Genomic DNA, 25,603 nt, shown 5'->3' with positions numbered 1-25,603 from the left:
GCGCTACGGGCGCAGGGTGAAGACGTCGGCCAGCACGCCGCCCGCCGGGGTGATCCGCGCGGGCGACGGGCTGTCGTACACGACCATGAGCCGCCCGTCCGCCAGCCGCACCAGCCCCTCGGGGTGGTCGCAGCCGGCGCCGTAGGGGAGGTCGGCGACGGTCTCCAGCTCGCCCTCCGGCACCACGCCCGTCCGTTCGCCGCCCCGCCGCCCGTCCTTCCGCTGGTCGTCCTGTGCGTCGTCCGGCCGCCACCGTACGACGCGTACCGGCCCGTCGAGGTTCATGGTGGGCCCGGCGAGCAGCAGCAGCGACTCCCCGTCCGGGCACATGTCCCGCACGCCCAGCCCGCCCAGGTCCAGGAAGTGCTTGCGGTACACCTCGCGCAGCCGCAGCCGTCCCCTGGCCGCGTCCTCGACCCGCAGCTCCAGCACCACCGCCCAGCCCCGCAGCACCGGACCCCGCAGCCCGAGGTAGACGCGGTCTCCCATGACGGCGATGCCCTCGACGTCGAGGCCGTTGTCCTTGCCCGGCAGCGCCAGGAACGGCGCGAGGTGCCGATCGTCCCGGAGCGCCTCGGCGAGGTTGTCCCGACCGGAGAGGATCGCGCCGGGCAGGGGCGTCCCGGTGCTCTCGTCCAGCGGCAGGCGGACGAGGATGAAGCGGTTCTCCTCGCGGATCACGGTGGCGAGCCGGTCGGCGGCCTTGGCCGGGTCCTTCGACTTGACCCGCCTGCGCTTGAGGCTGTGCGATCCGGCCAGCCACAGATGGCCGTCCGCCCTGGCCAGGCCCTCGATGTCGGCCTCGTCCTCGGGACCGGCGGGCAGGCTGACGTAGTCGGCCAGGCGGAACGTGCGCTGGGCGCCGTAGTGGTCGCCGGTCCACGTGAGGTGTTCGAAGGTGGCCGTCTCGTCGCCGGCGACCCAGAGTCCGGTGGAACTCTGGCGGATCGCTGAGAGATTCGTGTGCGTTTGCGCCACTTGCGAAGCATGGTCGAATCGCAACTCCACCTGTTCCACCACGCCATGATTGCACTTCGGTCGCTTCCCGGACGCGATGGCGGGATATGTCGTACGCTCCCGTCGTGCTCCATGGGGAAGATGAGATCAAGGGTTCCGGAGTGACAACGGCCGCAAGGCATGGGATCCCTGCCTCTCCGCCCAAACGCTCCCGCATCGGCGATCTGCGGATGCGGGACGTGTACCGGGGGCTGGCCATGGCCACCGCCGTAGCGGCGGTAGTCGCTGCGCTGGTCATGGTGCTCCCGTCGGAGCCGGACGAGGTCGCGGCGGGGCCGGTCACCGCGCCGCCGGCCGCACCGCCCTCGTCCGGCTCCGCACCGTCGCAGGAACCGTCCGCGAGACCGTCTTCCGAGCCTTCGGCGGAACCGATCGCGGAACCGTCGGCGGGGCCGTCTCCCAGCGCCGCTCCCGCGCGGCAGCAGCCGACGCCGTCCCCCGGCGCGTCGCTGGCGCCCGGCTACACGGCCATGGAGGCCCTGAACGCCGACCCCCGCGTCCCCAAGCTCACCCGCGGCGTCAAGCGCATCCCCCTGCGCTCCCCGGGCAAGCGCTTCGTCAAGGACGCGCGGACCGGGCTCGCGGTGCCGCGGCTGTCCGGCCCGTGGAAGGCGCACGGGGCGGCGCCGTTCACCACCAAGCAGGTGCTGCCCAGGAAGCGCGGCGCGGACGTGCGCGGCATGTTGGTCACCTGCCCGCTGCCGATCCTGGAGCAGAAGTCCCCGCGCGACACCGCCCTGCTGGCCGCCCGCTGGACGCTCAACCACCACCCCCACGGCTCGAAGATCACCTGGCTGGCCTCGCAGCCGGTCAAGCGCGGCTGGATGCTCCTCTACCGCGTCACGTACGGGAAGCACAGCTCGCGCGCCGCCGTCGTGGTCATGGACGGGGGAATGAGCAAGCCGGGACTTGCGTTCGTCACAGTGCCGGATGCGCAGCGAAAGCAGTGGGGCGACATCGGCCGCGTGGCCTCAGGGGTACGTGTTCTAGGCTAGAAGATCATGTATGCGGCGATGTGGGGGAGTGACGCCGTGGAACGCTCTGGACCGCCGCAGGCTCCGGAGAAGGACAAGGGCAAAGGCAAGCCGCCCTGGCGCTCCGAAGGGCTGCCGGGCACGCCCGGTGGCCGGCCGAAGATCAACTGGTGGCGCTTCGTCGTCACGCTGCTCGTGGTGTACGCGGGCTTCTTCATCGTGTCGTCGTTCGTCGACAGCGGATCGGTCGAGACGATCTCGTACACCGAGTTCACCCACCAGGTGAACGCCAAGAACGTCAAGGACATCTACGCCGAGGGCCTGTCGGTCGAGGGCGACCTGCGTTCGGCGGTGAAGAACCCCGACGGAGGCGCCTCCTACACGCGCTTCGCCACCGAGATCCCCGCCTTCGCCAACACCGACCAGCTCGACCAGCAGCTGTCCACCGGCCAGGTCGTGATCACCAGCAAGCCGATCACCCGCGGCTTCTTCTCCAACCTGCTGCTGTCGCTGCTGCCCGTGCTGCTGCTGGCCGGTCTGTGGATCTGGATCATGCGCCGTGGCGCCAGCATGATGGGCGGCGGCCTCGGCGGGCTCGGCAAGTCCAAGGCGGCCAAGCCGGTCGAGGCCGGGCAGGTGCGGGTCACGTTCGAGGACGTCGCCGGCATCGACGAGGTCGAGAACGAGCTCGTCGAGATCGTGGACTACCTCAAGGACCCCGGCAAATACCGCAGGCTCGGCGCCAAGCTGCCCAAGGGCGTGCTGCTCGCCGGCCCTCCCGGCACCGGCAAGACGCTGCTGGCCAGGGCGGTCGCCGGTGAGGCCAAGGTGCCCTACTTCTCCGCCAGCGCCTCCGAGTTCATCGAGATGATCGTGGGCGTCGGCGCCTCACGGGTGCGCGACCTGTTCGAGGAGGCGCGCAAGGTGGCGCCGTCGATCGTCTTCATCGACGAGATCGACGCCATCGGCCGGGCCCGCGGCGGCGCGGGCGGCATCGGCGGCCACGACGAGCGCGAGCAGACGCTCAACCAGATCCTCACCGAGATGGACGGCTTCTCCGGCGCCGAGGGCGTGATCGTCATCGGGGCCACCAACCGGCCCGAGATCCTCGACCCCGCGCTGCTGCGTCCCGGCCGCTTCGACCGCACGGTCCAGGTGGGCCTGCCCGACGCGGCCGGCCGTACGGCGATCCTGGCCGTCCACACGCGCGGCGTGCCCATGGACGACAAGGTCAGCCTCGACCAGCTCGCCAAGACCACACCCGGCATGACCGGCGCCGACCTGGCCAACCTGGTCAACGAGGCCGCCCTGCTCGCCGCCAAGCGCGGCAAGGAGAAGGTCACGATGGCCGACTTCGCCGACGCGCTGGAGAAACTGCAGCTCGGCGCGGCCCGCAGCATCGTCATGCCGGAGGAGGAGCGCACCCGCACCGCCTTCCACGAGGCCGGCCACGCGCTGCTCGGCATGCTTCAGCCCGGCGCCGACCCGGTCAGGAAGATCTCCATCATCCCGCGCGGCCGGGCACTCGGCGTCACCCTCTCCACCCCCGACACCGACCGCTACGCCTACGACGAGCAGTATCTGCGCGGCCGCATCACCGGCGCGCTCGGCGGCATGGCGGCCGAGCAGGTCGTCTTCGGCGTCATCACCACCGGCGCCGAGAACGACCTCGAACAGGTCACCATGATCGCCCGCGGCATGGTCGGCCGGTGGGGCATGTCGGAGAAGGTCGGCCCGCTGACCATCCTGCCCAACGACGGCCAGCAGCCGCAGGCCTCGCCCGCCACGCTCGCCACGGTCGACGAGGAGGCGCGGCGGATCGTGGACGAGTGCTACGAGCGCGCGCTCCAGGTCCTCGGCGACAACCGCGACAAGCTGGACGCGATCGTGGCGGCGCTGCTGGAGCACGAGACGCTGGACGAGGCGGGGGCGTACGCGGCGGCCGGGCTGGCCACGCAGGCCGGGTCCAGCGGCTCCGTCGACCGGCGGCCGGCGGCCGTCGAGGCCCGTCCGACGGCCTTCACCCAGGCCCACCCGGCGGCGCCGATCGACGGCGTCCCGGCGACGACCCTGGAGTCGGAGCCGGTCGCTTCGGTGGGCTCCGCTGCGGCTGAGCCCGAGTCACCTTCAGGAGCGTCCGGGCCGGCTGAGCCTGAGCCGTCGTCCGGGCTGTCCGAGCCGTCCTCCGAGCCGTCCTCCGGACCGTCCTCTGAGCCGTCCTCCGGGCTGTCTGAGCCGTCCGATTCCGGGCCGTCGGCGGAGGCCGGGCACCGGCCCTCCACCGGACCTCAGCCCCAGCACCAGCGCTGATCCTCAGCCAGCCTGCCCTACCCACCCGATCCACTCGATCCCTGGCCCTGGCCGTCGGACGCTTCCGACGGTCAGGGCCGCGGCTTTTCCGAGAATTAGGACAATCCGGACGTTGGTCGTGGTCCTCCAGGGGCAGGTCACCCGAGACGACTGTGATCGGGGGACCGTCGTGACACTGTATGACGAGCTTCTCGCCGGACTCGGGGACTCAGGACTGGAACAGATCGCCGGGATGCTCGGCTCCGACACCCTCACGGCCCGCAAGGTCATCGAGGCCGTGTCGGGCACGATCGTCGGCGGCCTGGCCCGCAACGCCGAGCATCCGGACGGGGCCGACGCGCTGCTCGGGGCGCTGGACGACCACATGGACGCCGACCCCTTCAACGGTGACGTGGCCTCGCTGACGAGAGACGGGCACAGCATCCTCGGCCACGTACTGGGCGGTCAGGGGACCGAGCAGGCCGCGTCCGGGCTCGCCCGACTGGCCGGGGTCGACTCGGGGACCATCATGAAGCTCATGCCCCTCATCGCCCCCATGATCATGTCGCTGCTGGCCGGTCGCGCCGCCGGCCGCGACATGGACCCCGTCGCCCTGGCCGACGACCTCGACCGCGAACGGTCCTCGGTCCCCGGCGGGCTGGGAGAACTGCTGGACGGGCTCCTGGGCGACATCTTGGGCGGGGGCGTGCCACGGCAGGCGGGTCCGTACGAGCCGTACCGGACGGAACATGAAGTACCACCCCCCAGCCGCACCTCCGGAACCTCCGGGACCGGGCACGGCGTGACACCTGCCGCCGGCGGAGGCGAGCGTGGGGCGGCACCGGGCACGGCGAGCCCCGACTGGTGACCGGTAGGCTGTGCCGGTGATCGTTCTGGCCTCAGCTTCCTCCGCCCGCCTGGCCCTCCTCCGCAGCGCCGGTCTCGACCCGAAGGTGATCGTCAGCGGGGTCGACGAGGACTCCTTCTCCGCCCACTCTCCCGCCGCGCTCAGCCTGATGCTGGCCAAGGCCAAGGCGGAGGCGGTCGCGAGCGGGCTCGAAGAGGGGCTGGTCATCGGCTGCGACTCGATCCTGGAGCTCGACGGGCGCCCGTACGGCAAGCCAGGCACCCGCGAGGAGGCCGTGGAGCGCTGGCGGCTGATGCGCGGCCGCACGGGCCGCCTCGTCACCGGCCACTGCGTGATCGACGTGCCGGGCGGCCGACAGGTGGCCGAGGTGGCCACCACGGTCGTGCACTTCGGCCAGCCGTCCGAGGACGAGATCGCCGCCTACGTCGCCAGCGACGAGCCGCTCAACCTGGCCGGGGCGTTCAGCATCGATGGGCGGGGCGGCTGGTTCGTCGAGGGCATCGAGGGCGACCACGGAAACGTGCTCGGCATCTCGCTTCCCCTGGTGCGCGACCTGTTCGCCGAACTGGGCTACGCGGTGACGTCGTTCTGGCGCTAGCCTGCCGGTCATGCGATCAGTGCGGGACTTCACGGCCGGCATCGGCTTCTTCCTCCAAGGGGTCGGGTGGGTCGCCAAGAACACCCGGTGGTGGCTGTTCGGGCTGATTCCGGCGTTGATCGCGTTCGCCGTCTACGTGGTGGCGCTGCTCTTCCTCGGCACCAACGCGTCCGACCTGGCCGAGTTCCTGACGCCGTTCGCGGACACGTGGGGCTGGCGCGACCTGTTCCGCACGCTGGTGGGCATCCTGCTCTTCCTCGGGGGGCTGGCGCTGGCGGTGATCACGTTCGCGGCGCTCACGCTGGCGATCGGAGAGCCGTTCTACGAGAAGCTGTCGGCCGCGGTGGATCCGCTGGAGACGGAGGACGACCAGCCGTGGTGGCGTACGCTGCCGCGCTCGATCAGAGACAGCCTGGTCACGCTCCTCTACGTGCTGATGTTCACCATTCCGCTGTTCCTGCTGGGATTCGTCCCGGTGGTGGGGCAGACGGTGGTGCCGGTCCTCGGGGCCGCCGTTTCCGGCTTCTTCCTGACGGTCGAGCTCACCACGCTGGCCATGGAACGCCGCGGCCTGGCCCGCAAACAACGCTTCGCGCTCCTGAGGAGGAACAAGGCCAGTGCGCTGGGGTTCGGGGTGGCGGTGTTCCTGCTGTTCCTGGTGCCGTTCGTGGCCGTCATAGCCATGCCGGCCGCCGTAGCAGGCGCCGCCCTTCTCGTACGAACCCGCCTCACCCCACCCCCGCCCCCACCCCTCCGCCCCGAGCCCACCCACCCGGGGCTGGCCTGAAACGGGCTCGCTTGAACTGGCCTGGCTTGGACTGACCCGGCTTGAACCGGCCCGGCTTGAAGCGGCCTGGCTCGATCCGGCCTCGCGCGAACTGGACTTGGCTTGAACCGGCCTGGCTTGACCTGAACGACTGCGCTCGCCCGGAACCGATCCTTGCCCGATCCGAGCCCGCCCGGGTCCGTTCCCGCCCGAATTCACTCGAGCCCACCCGGGTTCGAGCCCTGCCCGGTTTGAGCCCGCCCGAGCCTCCCACCTGAGTTCGCCCGCCCAAGCTTGCCCGCCTGAGTTTGGCCGCCCGGGTTTCGCCCGCCCGAATCTGAGCCCTTGCTCGGCCACGCAGCCAACAACAGCCCGGTTGGCCCGGCCGCGAGGTTGAAGGGAAGGACGCTGGCCCTGCCGTCGGCTTTGCCCACCCAGGCCCGAACCCGCCTTTCAGGCCGAGCCCTCCAGCCACGCGACCCACAACAGCCTGCCTGCCCCAGCGACGTTGCCGGCGAGAAGCGTGTCCACCAAGCCGTCGAACGCAGCTTCCCGGCTGGGCGTTGCGGCCAGACGAAACGCACCGAACCCTGCCACGCTGCCCAACGGCAATCCGCCTCTGAGGCAATCCGCCTCTGAGGCAATCCGCCTCAGGGGCGGCCCATCTGGTGCCCTCCATCGGTCGAGTCGTAACGATGAGCACATGTCGGCTGTGGACAGCCCTCTGTCATCCACAGAACCGCGTTCGGCCCATCGCCGTCCAACCGGCCCACGGCATCCTCTGGGCCATGACGACCAACCACCCAGCCCTCACCCCAACCCACGCCTCCACGCCTGCGCCCGTCCCGGCTCCCATAAGTCCCGTCTCCAGGATCAACCCCGTCCATAGCAGTTCCGTCCATGGCAACCCCGTCCATAACGGCTTCGTCCATAACGGCTCCATCCATGGCAGCCCCATCCATGGCGACCCTGCACATAGCAGCAGCTCCGTCCATGGCGGCTCCGTATCCACGATCGGCTCAACCGCTTATGGCGGCCCTGTCGACAACTCCAGCGCCAACACCCCGAAAGGTTCTGTCGACGACCGCAGTCCCACGGGCAACCCGGACCTTGAGAGTGGTCCCCGCCCCAGTGCCCGCAGTGTCACCCCCAGCCCTGTCGCCAACCCGGCGGCCAACGTCGACGGCAGCCCAGTCGGTAACCCCAGCCGCCTCGCCCACGGCGGAACTGCCGACCACCGCACCAACCTTGTCGCTCACGGCGATACCGTCAGCGACCTTGGCCCCGTCGCCCAAGGCGGTAGTCCCGGTGGCCCCAGTCCTGTCGCCCAAGGCAGCCGTACCGCCGGCTCCGTTCCTCTCGCTCAGAGCGGAACCGGTGGTGACCTCGACCTGGGCGCTCAAGGCAGAACTGCCGCCGACCCCTACCCCCTAGGAAGCCGCAGCCATGGTGCCAACCCGGGAGATGATCCCGACAACGAGCCTGCCATCGACCACCACCAGCATCACCATCTCCATCAGCCCGGACGCCATCGCAAAGACCAGCACCCCTTCACCCCTGACACACCCCCCGCTCCCGATCTCCCGCACGGCTTCTCCACCTTCGACACCGAAGCCTGTCTCACCCTGAGAAGCCCGACCGACGTCCTGGCCGCCGTGCCCTACCTGGTCGGCTTCCACCCCACCAGCAGTCTCATCGTCGTGGGCCTCGCACGCGGTCAGGCCAAGATGGTGGCCAGGTGGGGCCTGCCGTTCCCGCCGGGAACTCTGGACGCCATGGCACCCCTCTTCGAACGCGAGGGCGTCACAGAGATCGTCGTGATCGGCTACGGGCCGGGGGAACTGGTCACCCCGGCTGCCGACGAAGCCAGGCTGCTCGCGGCCAAGTCAGGGGTGCGGGTGGGCGAGGCGCTGCGGGCCCACGAGGGCCGCTATTGGTCGTACGTCTGCGACCTGGCGACGTGCTGCCCGGCGGAAGGCACCCCGTACAACCCCTCCACCAGCCAGATAGCGGCCGAAGCCACCGTCCGCGGCCTGGTCGCCCTCCCGGACCGCGAATCCCTGGAACGCACCCTGGCTCCCATCACCGGTCCGGTACGGATGGCCATGCGCCGGGCCACGGCCGAAGCGATCGCCGACTTCCGCGCCCGGCTGATGGCCGCCACCGACCTGGACGCCTTCGCCGGGCAGTTCGTCTCCGACGGCCTGGCACGGGTCCGGGCCGCGCTGAAGACCCACACCGAGGGCGGCCGTCTGGACGATGTGGAGGCGGCGAAACTCGGCCTGGACCTGGTCATCATGCGGGTGCGCGACGAGGGCTGGACCCTCATGGAGGACTCCCACGCCCCGCTCTGGAAAGACCTGACCCGCCGGCTGGAGCCCCGCTTCGTGCCACCGGCCGCGTCCCTGCTGGCCATAGCGGCCTGGCGGGAGGGTAACAACGTTCAGGCCACCATCGCCCTCGAACGCGCTCTCGCCTGCGACCCGACCTACTCGATGGCCAACCTGCTCATGCACGCCCTACAGAACCTGCTCTCCCCGGCCATCCTCCGAGGCCGCCTCCCGACCCCGGCAGAACTCGACGCCACCATGGGCCCCGCCACCGCCGTCTGGTTGCTCCCCCTGGTCAACCTCCTGGACGACGAGGACCCACCCTCCACCACCCTCCAATAGCCCACCCGGTCCAACGCCGGCCCTCTCCACCCGCACAGGTCCAGGAAGGAGCGACTCCGCACCACGGAAGCGAAGAGCGAAGCCGAGGAGAGGCCGAGCACGCAACGGGGCAGAGCGGAGGTGTTGACCGGCCGGGATCTCCGCATCGCCGAAGCGAAGGCCAGATCTGAGGGGAGGCCGCGGCCACGACGGAACGGAGACGAGGTGTTGACCGGCGGCGAATTCACGTCGCCGGAAGGAAGGGCAGGGCTGAGAGGAGGCTGCGGCCACGACAGAGCGGAGACGAGGTGTCGACCGGCGGCAATCTCCGCATCGCCGGAGCGGAGGGCAGAGCCAGGAGAAGGCCGCGTCCCACCACAGACCGAAGTGAGGCGTAACCGGCGCAAGCTTCGACGTCACAGGTGAGCGAGGAGCAGAGCAGAGGGGGGAACAGAACGAAGGAAGCACAGGGGTGGGGCACCCCTGTGCTGTCGACCTCACCCAGACCGGCTCACGTACGCCGAAGAGAGAAAAGGAGCCGCCTCAGAGACTGCCTTCTTCCTTCTTACGGCGTTCGTTGTAGGCGCGCATGCGCTGCGGGTAACCCGTGAGCTGCACGTCGTACACCGGGAGGGCAAGGTCGCGGGCCACCTTGCGAATCACTGCGGGCGAACCCACCCTGCGCCGGGTCCACTCGCCGTCGTCGGCCACCGCCACAGCTGTCGTGTCGGTGGCGAAAGTTTCTGGCTCGACATAAAACTCGACACCACGCCGCGAACGGGCGAAGGCGATGAGAGCCTCGATGTCGGCGTCTGTCGCCTCGCGGTCGAACTTCGCGATCTTGCGGCCGCGCAGTCGACGAATGCCGTAGCGGTCTCGCCATCTCATGAATCCTTTTTATACCGTCTGGAGCCCTCGCGTCGGGGATGATCTAGGGGACAGATCGGGGATTCTCCCGATGGCATCGAAGGTTCGGCGGACGCAGTATGTGAGGAGACAGCTCGATTCTCTAAGGAGAGGCATGGCGATTATGGCTGGGGTACCCAAGACCCCCGGGCCGGGACAGGTGCCGCCAGCTCATCTGCGCGTCACCCACCAGGACCGTGAACACGTGGTCGAGCACGTCAAGACCGCCTACGCGGAGGGTCGCCTCGACGAGCTCGAGTTCGACGACCGGTTGGAGCGCGCCATGACCGCGCGCACCCACGGTGACCTGATGCCCATCATGAAGGAGTTGTACGGCACCGCGCCCGTTCCCCGGGTCGCTTCGGCGCCGACCCCGACCCGGCCTCAGGGTACGACGGAGAGCAACGAGCGCCTCGGCGCCGCCCTGGCGCACATGCTGCCCATCGTCGGCTTCCCGATTCTCGGGCCGCTGCTCCTGATGCTCACCGGCGGCAAGACCTCGCCGTACATCCGCGCGCAGGCTGTCGAGGCGCTCAACTTCCAGATCACGGTCGTCGGCGCTTCGATCCTGCTGCCGTTGACCATCATCGGAACCCTGCTCGTTCCGGTCATCTGGGTCGTGGCCGTCGTGCTCTCGGTCGTCGCCGGCGTCTCGGCACTCTCGGACGGCAACTACCGCTACCCGATGACGATCCGCCTCGTGAAGTGACCTGACCCGGCGGAGAGGGGGTTGCGAGCGGTTCCACGGCGCAACCCCTTCTTCACGCTTCGCCGCGCCACCTCAAGGCGCTGCCCCTCCTACCGGGCGCTGGTCGGTCGTGGGACATCGACCCACGTTCGGGTGGCAGAGCGTCGTCCGGGCCGCATGTGGATGCAGGTGGATGGCGATGACGAGTTTCGGTGGTGTATCGAGGTGATGCGGATCGGTGTTGACCGGTGGTGGCGGCTCTGAGGTGACGCGGGTCAGCCGCTGATCAAGGCGGGTCTGGGGGTGATGTGGGTTGGTTTGGGCTCGCGATGTGGGTTGGTGTGGGTTCGCTGTCCCCGTCTCCTTGGCTCTGGCCTTTGGCGATGGTAGGTCGGTGTGGGGGTGGTGGTTCTGGCGTGATGCAGGTTGGTGTGGGTTCGCCGCTCTGCCTTGCCGGGCTCGGTGTCCCGTCTTCTTGGCTTTTGGTGTCTTTGGCGCGGGATCTGGTCGCCTAGATGGGGTCGGCTGGGGTCACGTCGGCGGCTTCATCGGATTCAGCGGCTGGACGTTGCCGATTTTGTCGCCAATTGCGTCGTTGAGGGCGTGGTCACCTGGTGAATCTTCTGCACAATTGGCTAGGTTGCCGTCACTTCGTCTGATTCTCACAAGGAGTGGCAGCCGTGCGGCAACAGCGTAAGACGTTTCAGGCGATCGAGGTCGGCGATGGTGGCGACGGGCGGTGGGCTGCTCACGCGCGGGCTCTGTGGCAGGGCCTGGAGGGTCTGCTGACTGCGGAGGGTCGGACTTCGGAGGGCGCGGAGCGCGTTCGGGCCTTGTTTCGTGCGCATATGCCGGAGCTGGTCCCGGTTCTGGAGCGTCTGGCCGGGCACCTCGATCGGCCCGGGGTGGAAGCCTTTCTCACTCATGCGGCGCTGCGGCCGTTCTCTCCGGCCTGCACCCAGATCGGCAGGAACGGCACTCTGCTCCGCAACTATGATTTCCCGCCCGATCAGTGCGAGGGCACCATCGTGTCCTCCCGCTTCCTGCGGCCCGTGATCGGGATGCAGGACATGCTGTGGGGCTTGCTGGACGGGATGAACGACGCCGGTCTCGCGGTCTCGCTCACCTGGGGCGGACGTTCCGTCTACGGACGTGGCTTCGCCATTCTGATCGTGGTGCGCTACCTGCTGGAGACGTGCGACACCGTCGATGAGGCGGTCGACAGGCTGCGGTCCCTGCCGATCGCCGTACCCCAGAACCTCACCCTGGTCGATCCCGCGAAGGCGGTGACGGTGTTCGTCGGGCCGGACATGTCGCCGACGATGGCGCCGGATGCCTGCGCCGCCAATCACCAGCACCTGCCGGTGACCGACGAACAGGAGCGGGCCATGCGGACGCAGGAGCGGCTGCGCGCCGTTCGCGCCGCGGGGGCGGACGTGGCGGCGATGCTGAAGCCGCCGCTGTATCGATCCGTCGACGAGCAAGGGTCGAGAACGCTCTACACGGCCTGCTACCGGCCTGTCGAGGGCCGGGTGACGTACTACTGGCCCGGTGAGTCTTGGCAGCAGTCCTTCGAGGACTTCATCCCCGGATCACGCACCGTGGCCTTGGGCCGGGCCGGCTGAGAAGAACATCTCCGGGCTCCGGCCAACCTCCGCGCGCAGCCTTGCGGGCCACCTCGGCACCGAGACGTCGGCCTCGGCGCCGTCCATGTCCCGTGCCCGCCCTTGGAACAGTCCGCCTTCAGGCGTGTCGCCTGGTCGGGTGATGGTTACAGGTGGAGCGGGCCGAGGTCTCGTACGGTCTGGGCGAGTGCGCCGATGGCGGCGTTCTCGGTCTCGGCGCGCCACACCAGACCATGGGACAGAGGTTCGAAGTCGGCGAAGGGCAACCAGGTGATGTCCGGGCGGTTCCAGTAGCGGGCTGAGTGGGCGGGCAGGGCGTTGACCACCTCACGCGTTCTGGGTCGTCCAGGCCGCGCTGCCGTACTTGCGTGAGCAGAAGTCAGGACACATCATCCAGATGTCCTCGGCGGCGGAGCTCATCGCCATGCCGCTCGGCGGTGCGCACCACGCCTCCAAGTGGGCGCTGGAAGCCCTGAACGAGTCGCTCGCGGGCGAGGTCGTCGGCTTCGGCGTCAAGGTGACCATGATCGAGCCCGGCGGTTTCGCCACCAGGTCCGCCAAGAACCCGAATCCGCTCGACAACGGCCACAAGGTCGAGCCTCTCCCGAGCTACGACGGTGTCCGCCAGCCCTGGCCGGGGTCGCGGGCAAGCTGCCCGCCGGCGACCCGGCCGCCGCGGCCCAGGCCCTCCTCAAGCTCGTCGACTCCGACAATCCCCCTCTCCGGGTGCTCTTCGGCAAGGGCTTCTACCCGATGATCCAGCAGGCTTATGCCAACCGGCTCAAGACCTGGGACGACTGGCAGGACCTGTCGGTGGAGGCGCACGGCCAGGCCGGTTGAGGTATCTGGTCGAACCGGTTGAAGCGCGAGCCTGGGCCGGCTGAGGCGCACGGCCGGGTCGGCTGCCAAGCGCAGCTCGACCCGGGGCTGCCAGGCGCAGCTCGACCCGGCTGAGACGCATGCCGTACGGGCTCATGTCGCGGGTGCCTTCGCCCGCATGAGCCCGTACGGCCGCATTCGGAGGGTCCGCCCGATAGTTCCTGGGCTGACGGCCGCACCCGCGACGGGACTGCGCGCCTCACGCAGCGTGGTTTTACTCCCGTCAGACTCTATTGAACAGACAGGTCTGTATAGTGGGGGCGTTTGTTGCATGCCTAGAGATATGTGATCCCATGACCTGCACCTCCACCACTGCCGGCTCCGCCCCCTATGTCGTCCCGATCAAGCGACCCCCCGCACACGCGGCCCCACACCGCAGTCTGGGGCCCAGGGCGTCCATGGCCTTGCTGGCCTCCATCCTGGTGTCGTTCCTGGGATCGTCCAGCGCGCCGACCCCTCTCTACGCGGTCTACCAGCAGCATTGGGGCTTCTCGCCCATCACCACCACCGTCGTCTTCGGCGTGTACGCGGTGGCCGTGCTGTCCTCGCTGTTGATCTTCGGCAGGTTGTCCGACCAGGTCGGCCGGCGTCCGGTCCTCGTGACGGCTCTGATCGTGCAGGCGCTGGCCATGGTCGCGTTCATCACCGCCGACAGCGTGGGCGCCCTGCTGGCCGGCCGTGTCCTCCAGGGGCTGAGCGCGGGCGCGGCGGTCGGTGCCATCGGCGCCGGGATGCTCGACATCGACGCGCGCAAGGGCGGCTTCCTCAACTCGTTCGCGCCCCTGATGGGAACCGCGAGCGGCGTCCTGGCCTCCGGACTGATCGTGCAGTACCTGCCGGCGCCCACCCGTCTCGTCTACGCGGTGCTGCTCGGGGTCTTCGTGCTGCAGGCGCTGGCCGTCCTGGCTCTGAAGGAGACGGTGAGCCGCGGGCCGGGCGCGCTGGCCAGCATGGTCCCCGAGTTCAAGCTGCCCAGGTCGGCGCGTACGCCGATAGCCGTCGCCGCACCTCTGATGTTCGCGGTGTGGTCGCTCAGCGGCCTGTACGGCGCGCTCGGCCCGGCCATCACGCGGACCCTGCTGCACTCCACCTCCGTGCTGTGGGGTGGTCTGCCCCTGCTCGTCCTCGCGCTCTCCGCCGGTCTGGCCGTCGTGCTGCTGCGCCGGGCCACGACGCGGGTCATGCTGCCGATCAGCATCAGCACGCTGATCGCCGGCGTGCTGATCACATTGCTGTCCATCGCCTGGGGCGATGGCGGCGCGTCGTCCGCGATCGGGTTCTTCGTCGGCGCCGCGATCTCCGGCGTCGGTTTCGGCAGCGGGTTCCAGGGCGGCATCAGGCTGGTCGTCCCGCGGGTGGAGTCGCGCGAGCGAGCCGGCGTCCTGTCCCTCCTGTACGTCGTCTGCTACGTCGGTCTGGGCCTTCCGGCCGTGATCGCCGGTGTGCTGGTCGTGTACGGCGGCGGCCTGACGCGGACGTCCGAGGAGTACGGCGCCGCCGTCATCGTGCTGGCCCTCGCGGCCCTGACGGTGCTCGTGCTGAGCGGCCGTCGCGCCGAGCGGCGGCAGGAGACCTCCCCCTTCCAGGAGAATGCGGTGCGGGTCTCGGAGGGCTGATGGATCTTTTCCGCGTTAAGGTAGACAGGTCTGTCGAGTACGGAACGCATCAAGGTCAGGGTGAACAGGTCTCCCCGGAGGATGGTGGTAGCCATGGCGGCCAGGACCGCGGCCAAGGCGTCCGCGCGTGAGCGGCTGCTGGAGGCGGCTGACGAGCTGTTCTACAGCGAAGGCATCCAGACCGTCGGCATCGACCGCGTGATCGAACACGCCGGGGTGGCCAAGGCGTCGCTCTACAACACCTTCCGCAGCAAGGAGGGTCTGGTCTGCGCCTACCTCGAACTCCGCTTCGCGCGCAGGAGAGACCTGGTCGCCCGTACGCTGACACGCTTCCGTGCCCCGCGCGAGCAGGTGCTCGGCGTCTTCGACGCGCTGGGCGAGACGTTCACGGACCCTCGGTACAACGGCTGCGCCTTCGCGCGGGCGACCTCGGAGGCGCCGGAGAACAGCGCCGTCCGCAAGGTCGCCGAGGACTGCCGCGCCTGGCTCCGTGACCTGTTCGCCGGGCTGCTCACCGCGGCCGGATACGCCGACCCCGACACACTGGCTCGCCAGCTCCTCCTGCTGTACGACGGCGCGGCGCAGTCCGCGAGCCTGGACCACGATCCCTCGGCCGCCACCACCGCCCGCGCGGCCGCCTCCGTCCTGCTCGACACGGCACCGCTCACGACGGCCACCCCCACCGCGCAGGCACTGCGCCCGTAGGTGCGTACGGCCCGCTAGTACGGATCGGCCGTGCAGAACGGCAGCGCGGGGACAGGCACCCGGGAAGGCGTGCACAACCTGTCGGGCGGGCACCCAGGAAGGGCGTGCACAGCCTGTCGGGCCGGCACTCGGGAGGGCGTGCACACCCTGTCGGGGTCGCGGCACAGGCAGAGCACGCCCACTCTGTGGGAACCACGCTCCCGGGCGAGGCACGCTAACGGGGCGCGCGGACCGCCACCGTCATCGGGGCCCTGTGGCCGGAACGCTGCCAGGCCGTGGTCCCGGTGAGCGGCTATCGCGTCACCGACCTGTGGGACAACCTTCGGCCCAAACCGCCCGAGGCCGAGCGCGCTTGGTGGTACATGTTCTCCTTCGGCACCGAGCGCGGCAGGAACGCCATGGAGGACAGGATCCGGCGCGACGACCTGGCGCGCTACCTCTGACATCTCGTCTCGCCGACCTGGGACTTCGACGACGCCACCGTCGAGCGCACCGCCGCCGCCTTCGACAACCCCGACCACGTCGCCGTCGTGCTGCACTACTACCGCTGGCGGCTGAGCCTCGCCGACGGCGAACGCCGGTATGACCGGTACGAGGAACTGCTCGCCGCACGTCCGGTCGTCACCGTCCCGACCATCGCTCTGGACGGGGGAAGAGACCCGTTCACGGACCCGCCAGCCGGCCGCTTCTGATCCGACCCGAGCCGAAGCCGGCAGCTCCGATCGGCCCTGGGCGAAGCAGGCCGCAGAAGCAGGCCGCAGAAGCAGGCCGCAGAAGCAGGCCGCAGAAGCAGGCTGCTGCTGAGACGACCCCGGCGGCGGTGGTGCCGCATATGTCGGTGAGGAGGAGTCGCCTGTCGGGCCGTCAGCGGGCCAGGACCTCGTACTTCACCCGCATGACCCCGGAGCTGACATTGCCGATGGCGGCGAACGCGGCCCTGGACAGGTCGAGGCAGCGACCGCCGACGTACGGGCCCCGGTCGTTGATGCGCACGGTCACCGACTCTCCGCTGTGCGGGTTCGTGACGCGTACCTTGCTGCCCAGCGGCAGCGTCTTGTGCGCGGCGGTCATGGCGGCGGGGTTGAAGCGCTCGCCGCTCGCCGTCAGCTGAGGGTCGCCGTAGTACGAGGCGCCGCACCTGCCGGACGAGAGCACGCGGAACTTCGGCTTCTTCGCCTCGTTCTCGACGGTCTTGGCCGTCCGCTCCCGAGCGCCCGTCCCCCGCGCCGAGGCCGAGGATCCGGTCGCGCGCGGGGTTTCAGCCGGTCGCGGGGAACGGGTGCTCTTCGGCCGCGACGTGGCCGGCGGCTGGTGCGGAGAGCCCTGGTTCGCCGGCTCGGGTACGGAGTCCACCTTGGTGCTGCTGGGAGCGGCGGAGGGCGGGTTCGGGGTCGTCGCCGCCCGCTTGGCGGAGTCGTCGTCGCCGATGGCCGCCCAGGCGGTGGTCGAGGCGGCCGCCACGACGGCGGCGCCGACCGCGACGGTGGTCCAGCGGCGCTTGCTGGCGGACGGCTTGCGGGCGTCGGGGGACGGCGTGCGGGAGTGCTGGCCCAAGGTAAACCACGGTCCTAGGTAGGGGAAAGGACGAGGAAAGGCCGGACCGTGGGGGAGCGAGGGCGTCGCGGCGGCCGATCCATCGGCGGGGCGGGGGCCCCGCGCGGCGAGCACGAACATATGCGACAAATGCCAGGTAAAGGCAACTTAATGGGATGTTCCGTGAAATATCTCACTTATGCCATAAGAGTGCCCAGATCGCCAAGCGTAGGCCAAGGATCTTCGCGGATCAGGAGAACACCACAACTCGGTGCACGCGGCAGAGGCGGGGACGTGGGGAAAGCGGAAGGGCGGCCCGTGACAGGCGGTCGCCGGTTACAGCATGAGGGAGCGCACCGTGTCGACCGTGTCGGCGTCCTCGACACGCTTGTCGGGCCGGTAGCGGAGCACGCGGGCGAAGCGCAGAGCCATGCCGCCCGGATAGCGGGGCGAGCGTTGCACCCCGTCGAAGGCGATCTCCACGACGAGCTCGGGCCGCAGGGTGACCGTCCACCCGTCCGTCGGGCCCTCGGCGAGCTCGAGGAAGCGCTCGGTCTGCCAGGCCAGCAGCTCGTCCGTCAGACCCTTGAAGGTCTTGCCGAGCATCACGAACCCGCCCTCAGGGTCGCGCGCGCCCAGATGCAGGTTGGACAGCTTGCCCTCGCGCCGGCCGTGGCCCCATTCGGCGGCCAGGACCACGAGGTCGAGCGTGTGGCGCGGCTTGACCTTGATCCAGCCCGCTCCCCGCCGCCCGGCCGCGTAGGGGGAGGCGAGGGACTTGACGACCAGGCCCTCGTGGCCCGCCCTGACCACGTCGGTGAAGAACTTCTCCGCCTCCGCCACGTCCCCCGTCACCAGCCGTGGCGTCAGCAGACCCGGCGGGACCGCGCCGGCCAGGGCCTCCTGGCGCTGGGAGTAGGGCAGGTCGAGCAGGTCGACCCCGTCGACGCGCAGCGCGTCGAAGAAGAACACGCTCAGCGGCGTCTGCTCGCGCAGCCGCTCGACGCCGGTCTTGCTGGAGACGCGGCTCGCCGTCACCTGGAACGGGTGCGGCCGGCCGTCGGGCCGCAGCGCGATCACCTCGCCGTCGAGGACCAGATCGTCGGAGGGCATGGCGAGCACCGCCTCGACCAGCTCGGGGACCTGCGCGGTGATGTCGTCGAGCGTACGGGTGAAGACCGTCACGGTCGAAGGGCCGGAGCGGTGGGCCTGCACGCGTACGCCGTCGAGCTTCCACTCCAGCGCCGCCGGCGTGCCGGCCTTCTCCAGGGCGGCGGCCACGTTGGGCGCGCTGCCCGCCAGCATCGGCGAGACCGCCCGCCCCACCTCCAGCCGGAACCCGCGCAGCGCCTCGACGCCGCCGCCCAGCGCCGCCGCCCCGACGGCCGGGAGCCAGCCGCGCAGGGTGAGCGCCCGCCGCACGTCGGCGGACGGCGCGCCGGACGCCTTGGCCACGGCCTCGATCATGACGCCGTCGAGCGCGCCCTGCCGCAGCTCGCCGTGCAGCAGCCGGCGCATGAACTGCTGCTCCTGGCTGGTGAGGCCGGCGAACAGCTCGGCCACCAGGGCCTTGCGGGCCGCCTGCGAGCCCTGGCCTGAGACGGCCTTGATCCGGCTGAGCAGCTCGTCGACCGCCGTGAGCGTGGCGGTGGCGGCCAGCTTGGGCTGGGGGATGTCCTCCAGAGTGCGCCAGCCCACACCGACCTGCCGCTGCGGCAGCTCGCCCGAGAGGTAGGAGATGGCGATCTCCGCCTCGTCAGGGCCGACTCTGCCCAGCAGCTCCGCCAGGTGGCCGATCTTGCCGAGCCTGGCGGACGTGCGCGTCACCGCCTCCGAAACCCGCACCACGTCGATCAGAAGCACACGCCTATGGTGCCTCACGCAGGTGACATTTCCCTACCCGATATCGGCATACCCGCGGAGTGTCTCGAACCAGCGGGCGAATCGGGCGCGAAGCAAGTTGGGTGATCGGCCGCGCCGGCGCCGGATCGTGGAAACCGACCGGCGCCGGGCACGCCGCACCGCACAGGGCGACGGAACTCAGGTTCACGTCGCGCCGCGTGCAGCGATGAGACGGTCGGACGTCACACCGCCTGTGGCGAACGGGGCGTCAGCTCAGGCCGAGCAGGTCGACGACGAAGATGAGCGTCTCGTTCGGCTTGATGCGCGGCGGGGCGCCACGGGTGCCGTAGCCGAGGTGCGGCGGGATGACGAGCTTGCGCCGGCCGCCGACCTTCATGCCCGCGACGCCCTTGTCCCAGCCCCCGATGACGCGTCCGGCGCCCAGCTGGAATTCGAACGGCTGGCCGCGGTTCCACGACGCGTCGAACTCCTCCCCGGACGAGAACGAGACGCCCACGTAATGGACGCGGACGGTCTGACCGGGCTTGGCCTCGGCGCCGTCGCCCACGGTCAGGTCCTCGATCTCCAGGTCGGCGGGCGGGTTGCCCCCCGGGAAGTCGATCTCGGGCTTTTCGAGTGCCACGAAGTGCTCCTGTTGACGATTGTTGTCGATGAGAACGGACCCGACGACTCTATGCGGTCGGGATATGGTCGTCGTTCATGGCCGCCCTTTCGCCCGACACGATCCTGCTCACCGGCCGCGTGGCCGTCGTCACCGGAGCGGCCAGAGGCATCGGGCTGGCGACGGCGAGGGCGTTCGCGGCTCTCGGCGCCCACGTCGCGGTCTGCGACCGCGACAAGCCGGAGGCCGAGCTGGCCATGACGCTCGACGTGCGCGACCACGTGGCGGTCGAGGTCTTCGCCCAGGCCGTACGCGAACGCTGGGGCCGCGTGGACGTGCTGGTCAACAACGCGGGCGGCACCTTCCACGCCGGGTTCGCCGAGACCTCGGCGCGCGGCGAGCAGATCCTGATCGAGGAGAACTTCACCCAGGTCACCGGCATGATCCGGCGGTTGCTGCCGTTGATGCCGCCGGGCGCGTCGATCATCAACGTGACGTCGAGCGAGGCGCACCAGGCGGCGCCGGGGTTCGCGGTGTACGCGGCGATGAAGGCCGGTCTGGAGAGCCTGACGAAGTCGCTGGCGCTGGAGCTGGCCCCCAGGGGCATCAGGGTGAACGCGATCGCGCCCGACGCGATCCAGACGGAGGGGGAGTCGGGCGTGCGGGCGCGCATGCTGGCCGGCTCGCTGCCTTTCGAGCCGGTACGCGTGCCGCCGCTGGGCCACCTGGGCGATCCCGGCGACGCCGCGGCGGCGGCCGTGTTCCTGGCCGGCGACCTGGCCAGGTTCGTGACGGGCACGACGCTGCACGTGGACGGCGGCATCAACGCGGCGGGCGGCTGGCGCAGAACCTGACCCGCGCCCGCCGCGCATGAGACCGGCCGCGAGCCCCGCCCGGCCGCCCCGCGCCGCCCCAGGCCCGCGGTTCCTAGGGCCGGCGGTCCCCGGGGCCGGCGGTCCGGTCACCAGCTCTGGTGCAGCGGCATGCCCTCCGTGTAGCCCGACGAGCTCTGGATCCCCACGACCGCCTGCGCGTGGAACTCCTCCAGGTTCGACGCCCCGGCGTACGTGCACGACGACCGCAGCCCGGCCACGATGGCGTCGATCTGGTCCTCCACGCTGGGCCGCTTCGGGTCGAGATACATCCTGGACGTCGAGATGCCCTCCTCGAACAGCGCCTTCCTGGCCCGGTCGAACGCCGAGTCCTCGGCCGTCCGCAGCCGCACGGCCCGCGCCGAGGCCATGCCGAAGTTCTCCTTGTACTTGCGCCCCGAGGCGTCGGTGTGGGTGTCGCCAGGCGACTCGTACGTGCCCGCGAACCACGAGCCGATCATCACGTTGGAGGCCCCGGCGGCCAGGGCGAGGGCCACGTCGCGCGGATGGCGCACGCCGCCGTCCGCCCACGCGTGCCGGCCCAGGCGGCGGGCCTCGGCGGCGCACTCCAGCACGGCCGAGAACTGGGGACGCCCGACGCCGGTCATCATCCGGGTGGTGCACATGGCGCCGGGCCCGACGCCGACCTTGAGGATGTCGGCCCCGGCGTCGACCAGGTCGCGCACGCCGGAGGCGGTCACCACGTTGCCGGCCGCGACGGGCACGCCGGGGTCGAGGGCGGTGACGGCGCGCAGGGCGCTGATCATCTTCTCCTGGTGGCCGTGCGCGGTGTCGACGACCAGGCAGTCGACGCCCGCTTCGAGGAGCTCCTTGGCCTTGGCGGCCACGTCGCCGTTCACGCCGACGGCGGCGGCGATGCGCAGGCGTCCCTGGGCGTCCAGGGCGGGCTGGTAGAGGGTGGCGCGCAGGGCGCCGGTACGGGTGAGGATCCCGACCAGCCGCCCCTCCTCGTCCACGATGGGCGCCAGCCGGTGCCGGCCCTCGTGCAGGCGGTCGAAGGCCCCGCGCGGGTCGAGCCCGGCGGGCAGCGTGAGCAGCTCGCTGGACATGACCTGCGCGAGCTGGGTGTACATGTCGACGCCCTGGCAGTCGGCCTCGGTCACGACGCCCACCGGCCGGTTCTCCCAGTCGACCACGATGATCGCGTTGTGGGCGCGCTTGGGCAGCAGTTGCAGGGCCTCGCCGACGGTGTCGTGCGGGGTCAGGGTGAGCGGCGTGTCGTGGACGAGGTCGCGCTTCTTGACCCAGTCGACCACGTCGGCCACGACGTCCAGGGGGATGTCCTGGGGGATCACGGTGATGCCGCCGCGGCGCGCGACGGTCTCGGCCATGCGGCGGCCGGCCACGGCGGTCATGTTGGCCACGACGAGGGGGATGGTGGTGCCGGTGCCGTCGTTCGTCGACAGGTCGACTGCGAGCCGGGAACCCACCGCCGAACGTGAAGGAACCATGAACACGTCGCTATAGGTCAGGTCGTATTGCGGCTCTAGGTCGTTGAGAAATTTCACGTTCATCCATCTTATGTGCGGACAGGTCAACAAGGGGTTTCCCCCTTTCTCGGGGGCTTATGATCGGCCGGGACACTTTTGGGGGAGGGGGAGGGTCTGTGAACGTCACCGAACGGGCCGAACTGATCGTGGTCGGCTTCGCCGTACGGACGAGCAACGCCGACGAGATGGATCCGGCCCGGGCCAGGCTGCCCGGGCTCTGGCAGCGCGCGGGGGTGCCGGGGGCCTTCGCTCACGTGCCAGGACGCGTGGACGAGAACCTCTACGCGGTGCTGACCGACTACGAGAGCGACCACCACGGCTCGTACACGCAGATCGTCGGCACGGGCGTGCGCACGGCGCCGCGGCTGCCCGAGGGCATGGTGGCCGTGCGGGTGCCGGCCGGCCAGGTGCTGAAGCTGGAGGTGCGCGGCCCGATGCCGCAGGCGCTGGTCGAGTCGTGGCAGCAGGTGTGGAAGCACACCGAGTCGGGCGGGACGCCGTCGCGCGCGTTCACGACCGACCTCGAAGTGCACCACCGCGACGGCGTCGACCTCTACATCGCCGTCTGACCGAGAGCCCCGCCGGCCGTCCGGGAGAGCCGGCCGAAGGCCGGGCCGGCCGGGTGCCGGACCCGGTCAGATGCCGAGAGCCACGGCCGCCGCTTCGACGGCCGTCGGCTTGACCTCCTCCAGCGGCAGGTCCGCGTATTCCACCGCGCAGTCCGACATGCCGCCCAGCGCCACCGTCGCCCTGATGTGCTGCTCCCGCGTGAGGTCGGGCCCGAGCAGCAGGGCGACGATCTGCCGGCGCCACGCGAACATGCGCGCGCCCAGGTCGAGGTGGCTCAGCGTGGACAGGTCGCGCACCATCATGACGATCACCTCGCGGTGCCGCCACATCAGGTCGAAGTAGTCGCCGAGCAACTCCCGGGGATCGCCGGCCGGCTCGCGGCCGCGGACGAACCGTTCGATGTCCTCGATCAGCGGCTGCACGATGCTGCGCACCAGATCGTCGCGTGAGGCGAAGTGGTAGTAGAGCGCGGGCTTGGTGATGCCCAGCCGTTCGGAGATCTGACGCAGGCTGGTGTTCTGCACGCCCTGCTCGACGAACAGTTCGCGGGCGACCGCCAGGATGCGGCCCTTGGTGTCACCGGGCATGCGGCCCACCTTAGTACTTACCTTCCGTTAAGTAAGCACGCGTGCTACCGTCTTACTTAACGGTAGGTAAGGAGGGGTGATGAGGATCCTGATCTCGGGAGCCAGCGTGGCGGGGCCGGTGCTGGCGTACTGGCTCGTACGGGCCGGCTTCGACGTCACCGTCGTCGAGCGCGCGCCCGCCCCGCGTAAGACGGGCGGGCACGCGGTCGACCTGTTCCGGCCGGCGATGGACATCGTGGAACGGATGGGCGTGCTGGAGCCGATCATGGCGGGGGCGACCGGCACGCACACGCTCACCATGCACACCGAGAGCGGCGCGCGACCGGCCGAGCTGGAGTTCAGGCGGATCATGGGGGCCGTCTCCGACCGGCACGTCGAGATCATGCGCGACGACCTGAGCGAGATCTTCCACGACCTCACCCGCGACGACGTCCACTACGTCTTCGGCGACTCGATCACCTCGATCACGCCGGAGGGCGGGGTGACGTTCGAACGCGCCGCGCCGGCCGCCTACGACCTGGTGATCGGCGCCGACGGCCTGCACTCCAACGTGCGCCGCCTGGTGTTCGGCCCCGAGTCGGATTTCACCACCTGGATCGGCGCCTACCTGGCCGTCGCGTCGGTGCCCAACCATCTGGGGCTGGACGGCAGGGTCGAGGGCGTCATGGGGGTGGACAGGACGGCCGCCATATACGGGGCGGGGCACCTGGACGACGCGCGGGCGGTGTTCCTGTTCCGGACGCCGCGCCCGCTCGACTACCACCACAGGGACGTCGCCAGGCAGAAGGAGCTGCTGCGCGAGCACTTCGGCGACGCCGGCTGGGAGGTGCCCAGGATCCTGGCCGAGCTGGACCGCTCGCCCGCCTTCTACTTCGACTCGATCACCCAGCTCCACCTCGACACCTGGTCACGGGGCCGGGTGACGCTGGTGGGCGACGCGGGTTACTGCCCGGGGCCCGCGGTCGGGGGCAGCACGAGCCTGGCGGTGGTGGGGGCGTACGTGCTGGCGGGCGAGCTGGCCGCCTACGACGGCGACCACGCGCGGGCCTTTCCCGCCTACGAGGCCGAGCTCGGCGAGTACGTGCGCCGCAGCCGGACGTTCGCGGTCAACGCCGCGCGCCGCCTCGTGCCCGGCGGGCGCTTCGAGCTGTGGGCGCTCAACCGGGGCGTACGGCTGGTCAACCGCCTGCCGGTCGCCCTGACCAGGGCCATGGTGCAGGCGACGAGCAAGGGTGTGCGCCTGCACGACTCGATCGTGCTCAAGGACTACCCGGCGCTACGGGGCGCGGCACCGCGCCCCTGACGAAGGCCCGCGAAGCCGACCAGGCGTCACGCCCTGACCGGAGGCGGCTCAGGCGAGCACCCCCATGTCGCGGAGTTTGTCCGCCTCCTCCCGAGGCAGACCCCAGTCCGACAGGTCGGTCAGGCGGGTGGCGGGGGAGAGGTCCTGGCCGGGCGTCCCGAGCAGCCGCGGCGCGGGCACCGGATGGGTCACGCCGCCCACCTGGACGAACGAGCCCCGGGCGACGTTGTGCGGATGGGCGGCGGCCTCGGCCATGGACAGCACGGGCGAGACGCAGGCGTCCGAGCCCTCGAAGAGGGCCTCCCACTCGGCCCGCGTGCGCTTCCCGAACTCCTCGGTCAGGCGTGCCCGCAGTGCCGGCCACTGGGCCCGGTCGTTCCTGTCGGGCAGGTCGGTCAGGCCCATCAGGCCGACCATCGCCTCCCAGAACTGCGGCTCCAGCGCGCCCACGGCCATGTGCTCGCCGTCGGCCGTCTCGTACGTGTCGTACTGCGGCGCGCCGGTGTCGAGCAGGTTCGTGCCGCGCGGGCCCCAGTGGCCGCTCTGCACCGCCTGGTAGAACATGGAGAACAGGATCGCCGCCCCGTCCACCATGGCCGCGTCGATCACCCGTCCGACGCCGGTGCGCTCCCGTTCGAACAGGGCGAGCAGCACCCCGTACGCGAGCATGAGCCCGCCGCCGGCGAAGTCGCCGAGGATGTTCATCGGCGGCGTCGGCCGCTCGCCCTCGTGCCCCAGCATGGACAGCACGCCGGAGACGGCGATGTAGTCGATGTCGTGCCCGGCCGTCGAGGCGAGCGGGCCGTCCTGGCCCCAGCCGGTCATCCGGCCGTAGATGAGCCGTTCGTTCACCGCGTGCAGGTCGGCGGGCCCGATGCCGAGCCGTTCCGCCACTCCCGGCCGGAACACCTCGAGCACCACGTCGGCGTGGCGGGCCAGCTCCTTGAGCGCGGTCACGCCCTCCGGCGACTTCAGATCCAGCCCGATCGTGTGCTTGCCGCGGTCCATGACGTCGGCGCGGGGGCGGTCGGAAACCGCTCCGACCCGGTCGACTCGCAGGACTTCGGCGCCGTGATCGGCTAGCATCATCCCCGCGAACGGCCCAGGAGCGAGCCCGGCGAGCTCCAGCACTCGCACACCGGAAAGGGGACCCTGGCGAACCTCAGGCATCGGACTCTCCT

The 25,603-nt window shown here is 70.4% G+C and carries 25 protein-coding genes; 16 read left to right on the top strand and 9 right to left on the bottom strand.

Annotation, left to right across the window (positions count from 1 at the left end):
• Positions 1–3 precede the first annotated feature (3 nt).
• A complete protein-coding gene (locus B0I32_RS45515; RefSeq protein WP_245956488.1) occupies positions 4–978 on the bottom strand; it encodes a DUF3616 domain-containing protein in 975 nt (324 codons plus the stop codon).
• 209 nt (positions 979–1,187) lie between these two features.
• Between B0I32_RS45515 and B0I32_RS45510 the strand changes: the two genes are divergently transcribed.
• The 6 genes from B0I32_RS45510 to B0I32_RS60535 all read left to right on the top strand — a co-directional run bounded on the left by B0I32_RS45510 (position 1,188) and on the right by B0I32_RS60535 (position 9,184).
• The gene (locus B0I32_RS45510; RefSeq protein ID WP_106250361.1) at positions 1,188–2,012 is read left to right on the top strand and encodes a hypothetical protein; all 825 of its coding nucleotides are present in this window, start codon (positions 1,188–1,190) and stop codon (positions 2,010–2,012) included.
• A 36-nt stretch (positions 2,013–2,048) separates the two neighbouring features.
• Positions 2,049–4,301, top strand: a complete 2,253-nt coding sequence (gene ftsH, locus B0I32_RS45505) for an ATP-dependent zinc metalloprotease FtsH (RefSeq protein ID WP_281262666.1) — start codon at positions 2,049–2,051, stop codon at positions 4,299–4,301.
• 169 nt (positions 4,302–4,470) lie between these two features.
• Positions 4,471–5,148 (top strand): DUF937 domain-containing protein, encoded by a 678-nt coding sequence (locus B0I32_RS45500; RefSeq protein ID WP_181308508.1) that lies wholly within the window; start codon positions 4,471–4,473, stop codon positions 5,146–5,148.
• A 16-nt stretch (positions 5,149–5,164) separates the two neighbouring features.
• On the top strand, positions 5,165–5,746 hold the full coding sequence (locus tag B0I32_RS45495) for a Maf family protein (protein ID WP_106250525.1): 582 nt from the start codon (positions 5,165–5,167) through the stop codon (positions 5,744–5,746).
• 10 nt (positions 5,747–5,756) lie between these two features.
• Complete coding sequence (locus B0I32_RS45490) at positions 5,757–6,533, top strand: EI24 domain-containing protein (protein ID WP_181308506.1); 777 nt, start codon at positions 5,757–5,759, stop codon at positions 6,531–6,533.
• Between the two features lie 1,604 nt (positions 6,534–8,137).
• Positions 8,138–9,184 carry a DUF4192 domain-containing protein gene (locus B0I32_RS60535; RefSeq protein ID WP_281262668.1) on the top strand — a complete coding sequence of 349 codons (1,047 nt, stop codon included), beginning with the start codon at positions 8,138–8,140 and terminating at the stop codon, positions 9,182–9,184.
• A gap of 522 nt (positions 9,185–9,706) precedes the next feature.
• Here the strand turns inward: B0I32_RS60535 and B0I32_RS45480 are convergent.
• A complete protein-coding gene (locus tag B0I32_RS45480; RefSeq protein WP_106250354.1) occupies positions 9,707–10,051 on the bottom strand; it encodes a hypothetical protein in 345 nt (114 codons plus the stop codon).
• A gap of 70 nt (positions 10,052–10,121) precedes the next feature.
• Here B0I32_RS45480 and B0I32_RS45475 point away from each other — a divergent pair, with 70 nt between their 5' ends.
• Both B0I32_RS45475 and B0I32_RS45470 read left to right on the top strand, forming a co-directional pair.
• On the top strand, positions 10,122–10,778 hold the full coding sequence (locus tag B0I32_RS45475) for a DUF1707 and DUF4870 domain-containing protein (protein ID WP_245956486.1): 657 nt from the start codon (positions 10,122–10,124) through the stop codon (positions 10,776–10,778).
• A gap of 659 nt (positions 10,779–11,437) precedes the next feature.
• Positions 11,438–12,382, top strand: coding sequence for a C45 family autoproteolytic acyltransferase/hydrolase (locus B0I32_RS45470; RefSeq protein ID WP_106250350.1), 945 nt, complete (start codon positions 11,438–11,440; stop codon positions 12,380–12,382).
• 146 nt (positions 12,383–12,528) lie between these two features.
• On the opposite strand, the gene B0I32_RS45465 is transcribed toward B0I32_RS45470, so the two are convergent.
• Entirely contained in the window at positions 12,529–12,708 is a 180-nt protein-coding gene (locus B0I32_RS45465) for a hypothetical protein (RefSeq protein WP_106250349.1), read from the bottom strand.
• Between the two features lie 38 nt (positions 12,709–12,746).
• On the opposite strand from B0I32_RS45465, the gene B0I32_RS61865 reads away from it, so the two are divergent.
• The 5 genes from B0I32_RS61865 to B0I32_RS58350 all read left to right on the top strand — a co-directional run bounded on the left by B0I32_RS61865 (position 12,747) and on the right by B0I32_RS58350 (position 16,274).
• Positions 12,747–13,139, top strand: coding sequence for an SDR family NAD(P)-dependent oxidoreductase (locus B0I32_RS61865; RefSeq protein WP_219912345.1), 393 nt, complete (start codon positions 12,747–12,749; stop codon positions 13,137–13,139).
• A gap of 520 nt (positions 13,140–13,659) precedes the next feature.
• A complete protein-coding gene (locus tag B0I32_RS45455; protein WP_245956481.1) occupies positions 13,660–14,877 on the top strand; it encodes an MFS transporter in 1,218 nt (405 codons plus the stop codon).
• Between the two features lie 93 nt (positions 14,878–14,970).
• The gene (locus tag B0I32_RS45450; RefSeq protein ID WP_106250347.1) at positions 14,971–15,582 is read left to right on the top strand and encodes a TetR/AcrR family transcriptional regulator; all 612 of its coding nucleotides are present in this window, start codon (positions 14,971–14,973) and stop codon (positions 15,580–15,582) included.
• 284 nt (positions 15,583–15,866) lie between these two features.
• Positions 15,867–16,025: a hypothetical protein gene (locus B0I32_RS58355; RefSeq protein ID WP_181308504.1), complete on the top strand. Its 159-nt coding sequence runs from the start codon at positions 15,867–15,869 to the stop codon at positions 16,023–16,025.
• An 87-nt stretch (positions 16,026–16,112) separates the two neighbouring features.
• Entirely contained in the window at positions 16,113–16,274 is a 162-nt protein-coding gene (locus B0I32_RS58350) for a hypothetical protein (protein ID WP_181308502.1), read from the top strand.
• Between the two features lie 172 nt (positions 16,275–16,446).
• Here the strand turns inward: B0I32_RS58350 and B0I32_RS60525 are convergent, their stop codons facing one another.
• From B0I32_RS60525 to B0I32_RS45435, 3 genes are all read right to left on the bottom strand, one after another.
• Positions 16,447–17,136: a septal ring lytic transglycosylase RlpA family protein gene (locus B0I32_RS60525; protein WP_281262665.1), complete on the bottom strand. Its 690-nt coding sequence runs from the start codon at positions 17,134–17,136 to the stop codon at positions 16,447–16,449.
• Between the two features lie 315 nt (positions 17,137–17,451).
• Positions 17,452–18,978 carry an ATP-dependent DNA ligase gene (locus B0I32_RS45440; RefSeq protein ID WP_106250346.1) on the bottom strand — a complete coding sequence of 509 codons (1,527 nt, stop codon included), beginning with the start codon at positions 18,976–18,978 and terminating at the stop codon, positions 17,452–17,454.
• A 247-nt stretch (positions 18,979–19,225) separates the two neighbouring features.
• On the bottom strand, positions 19,226–19,600 hold the full coding sequence (locus tag B0I32_RS45435; protein WP_106250344.1) for an FKBP-type peptidyl-prolyl cis-trans isomerase: 375 nt from the start codon (positions 19,598–19,600) through the stop codon (positions 19,226–19,228).
• Between the two features lie 77 nt (positions 19,601–19,677).
• On the opposite strand from B0I32_RS45435, the gene B0I32_RS45430 reads away from it, so the two are divergent.
• Entirely contained in the window at positions 19,678–20,433 is a 756-nt protein-coding gene (locus tag B0I32_RS45430) for an SDR family NAD(P)-dependent oxidoreductase (RefSeq protein WP_106250342.1), read from the top strand.
• A gap of 107 nt (positions 20,434–20,540) precedes the next feature.
• Here B0I32_RS45430 and B0I32_RS45425 read toward each other — a convergent pair whose 3' ends face one another.
• On the bottom strand, positions 20,541–21,980 hold the full coding sequence (locus B0I32_RS45425) for a GuaB1 family IMP dehydrogenase-related protein (RefSeq protein WP_106250521.1): 1,440 nt from the start codon (positions 21,978–21,980) through the stop codon (positions 20,541–20,543).
• 98 nt (positions 21,981–22,078) lie between these two features.
• On the opposite strand from B0I32_RS45425, the gene B0I32_RS45420 reads away from it, so the two are divergent.
• On the top strand, positions 22,079–22,531 hold the full coding sequence (locus B0I32_RS45420) for a GyrI-like domain-containing protein (RefSeq protein WP_106250341.1): 453 nt from the start codon (positions 22,079–22,081) through the stop codon (positions 22,529–22,531).
• Positions 22,532–22,597: 66 nt separating this feature from the next.
• Here the strand turns inward: B0I32_RS45420 and B0I32_RS45415 are convergent, their stop codons facing one another.
• Positions 22,598–23,119: a TetR/AcrR family transcriptional regulator gene (locus B0I32_RS45415; protein ID WP_106250339.1), complete on the bottom strand. Its 522-nt coding sequence runs from the start codon at positions 23,117–23,119 to the stop codon at positions 22,598–22,600.
• Between the two features lie 79 nt (positions 23,120–23,198).
• On the opposite strand from B0I32_RS45415, the gene B0I32_RS45410 reads away from it, so the two are divergent.
• The gene (locus B0I32_RS45410) at positions 23,199–24,422 is read left to right on the top strand and encodes an FAD-dependent monooxygenase (RefSeq protein WP_106250338.1); all 1,224 of its coding nucleotides are present in this window, start codon (positions 23,199–23,201) and stop codon (positions 24,420–24,422) included.
• Between the two features lie 48 nt (positions 24,423–24,470).
• Here the strand turns inward: B0I32_RS45410 and B0I32_RS45405 are convergent, their stop codons facing one another.
• Positions 24,471–25,592 (bottom strand): CaiB/BaiF CoA transferase family protein, encoded by a 1,122-nt coding sequence (locus B0I32_RS45405; protein WP_106250336.1) that lies wholly within the window; start codon positions 25,590–25,592, stop codon positions 24,471–24,473.
• Positions 25,593–25,603 lie beyond the last annotated feature (11 nt).

This window comes from Nonomuraea fuscirosea (assembly GCF_003001935.1).
Classification (GTDB): domain Bacteria; phylum Actinomycetota; class Actinomycetes; order Streptosporangiales; family Streptosporangiaceae; genus Nonomuraea; species Nonomuraea fuscirosea.
Note: the sequence above shows the minus strand (reverse complement) of the source record. Positions and strands in the feature narration are given on the sequence as shown.

Coding starts and splice junctions, on each gene's coding strand:
- B0I32_RS45480 (WP_106250354.1), bottom strand. CDS start 10,051: ATGAGATGGCGAGACCGCTACGGCATTCGTCGACTGCGCGGCCGCAAG.
- B0I32_RS45455 (WP_245956481.1), top strand. CDS start 13,660: ATGGCCTTGCTGGCCTCCATCCTGGTGTCGTTCCTGGGATCGTCCAGC.
- B0I32_RS45430 (WP_106250342.1), top strand. CDS start 19,678: ATGGCCGCCCTTTCGCCCGACACGATCCTGCTCACCGGCCGCGTGGCC.
- B0I32_RS45490 (WP_181308506.1), top strand. CDS start 5,757: ATGCGATCAGTGCGGGACTTCACGGCCGGCATCGGCTTCTTCCTCCAA.
- B0I32_RS45475 (WP_245956486.1), top strand. CDS start 10,122: ATGGCATCGAAGGTTCGGCGGACGCAGTATGTGAGGAGACAGCTCGAT.
- B0I32_RS45405 (WP_106250336.1), bottom strand. CDS start 25,592: ATGCCTGAGGTTCGCCAGGGTCCCCTTTCCGGTGTGCGAGTGCTGGAG.
- B0I32_RS45510 (WP_106250361.1), top strand. CDS start 1,188: ATGCGGGACGTGTACCGGGGGCTGGCCATGGCCACCGCCGTAGCGGCG.
- B0I32_RS45410 (WP_106250338.1), top strand. CDS start 23,199: ATGAGGATCCTGATCTCGGGAGCCAGCGTGGCGGGGCCGGTGCTGGCG.
- B0I32_RS45450 (WP_106250347.1), top strand. CDS start 14,971: ATGGCGGCCAGGACCGCGGCCAAGGCGTCCGCGCGTGAGCGGCTGCTG.
- B0I32_RS45415 (WP_106250339.1), bottom strand. CDS start 23,119: ATGCCCGGTGACACCAAGGGCCGCATCCTGGCGGTCGCCCGCGAACTG.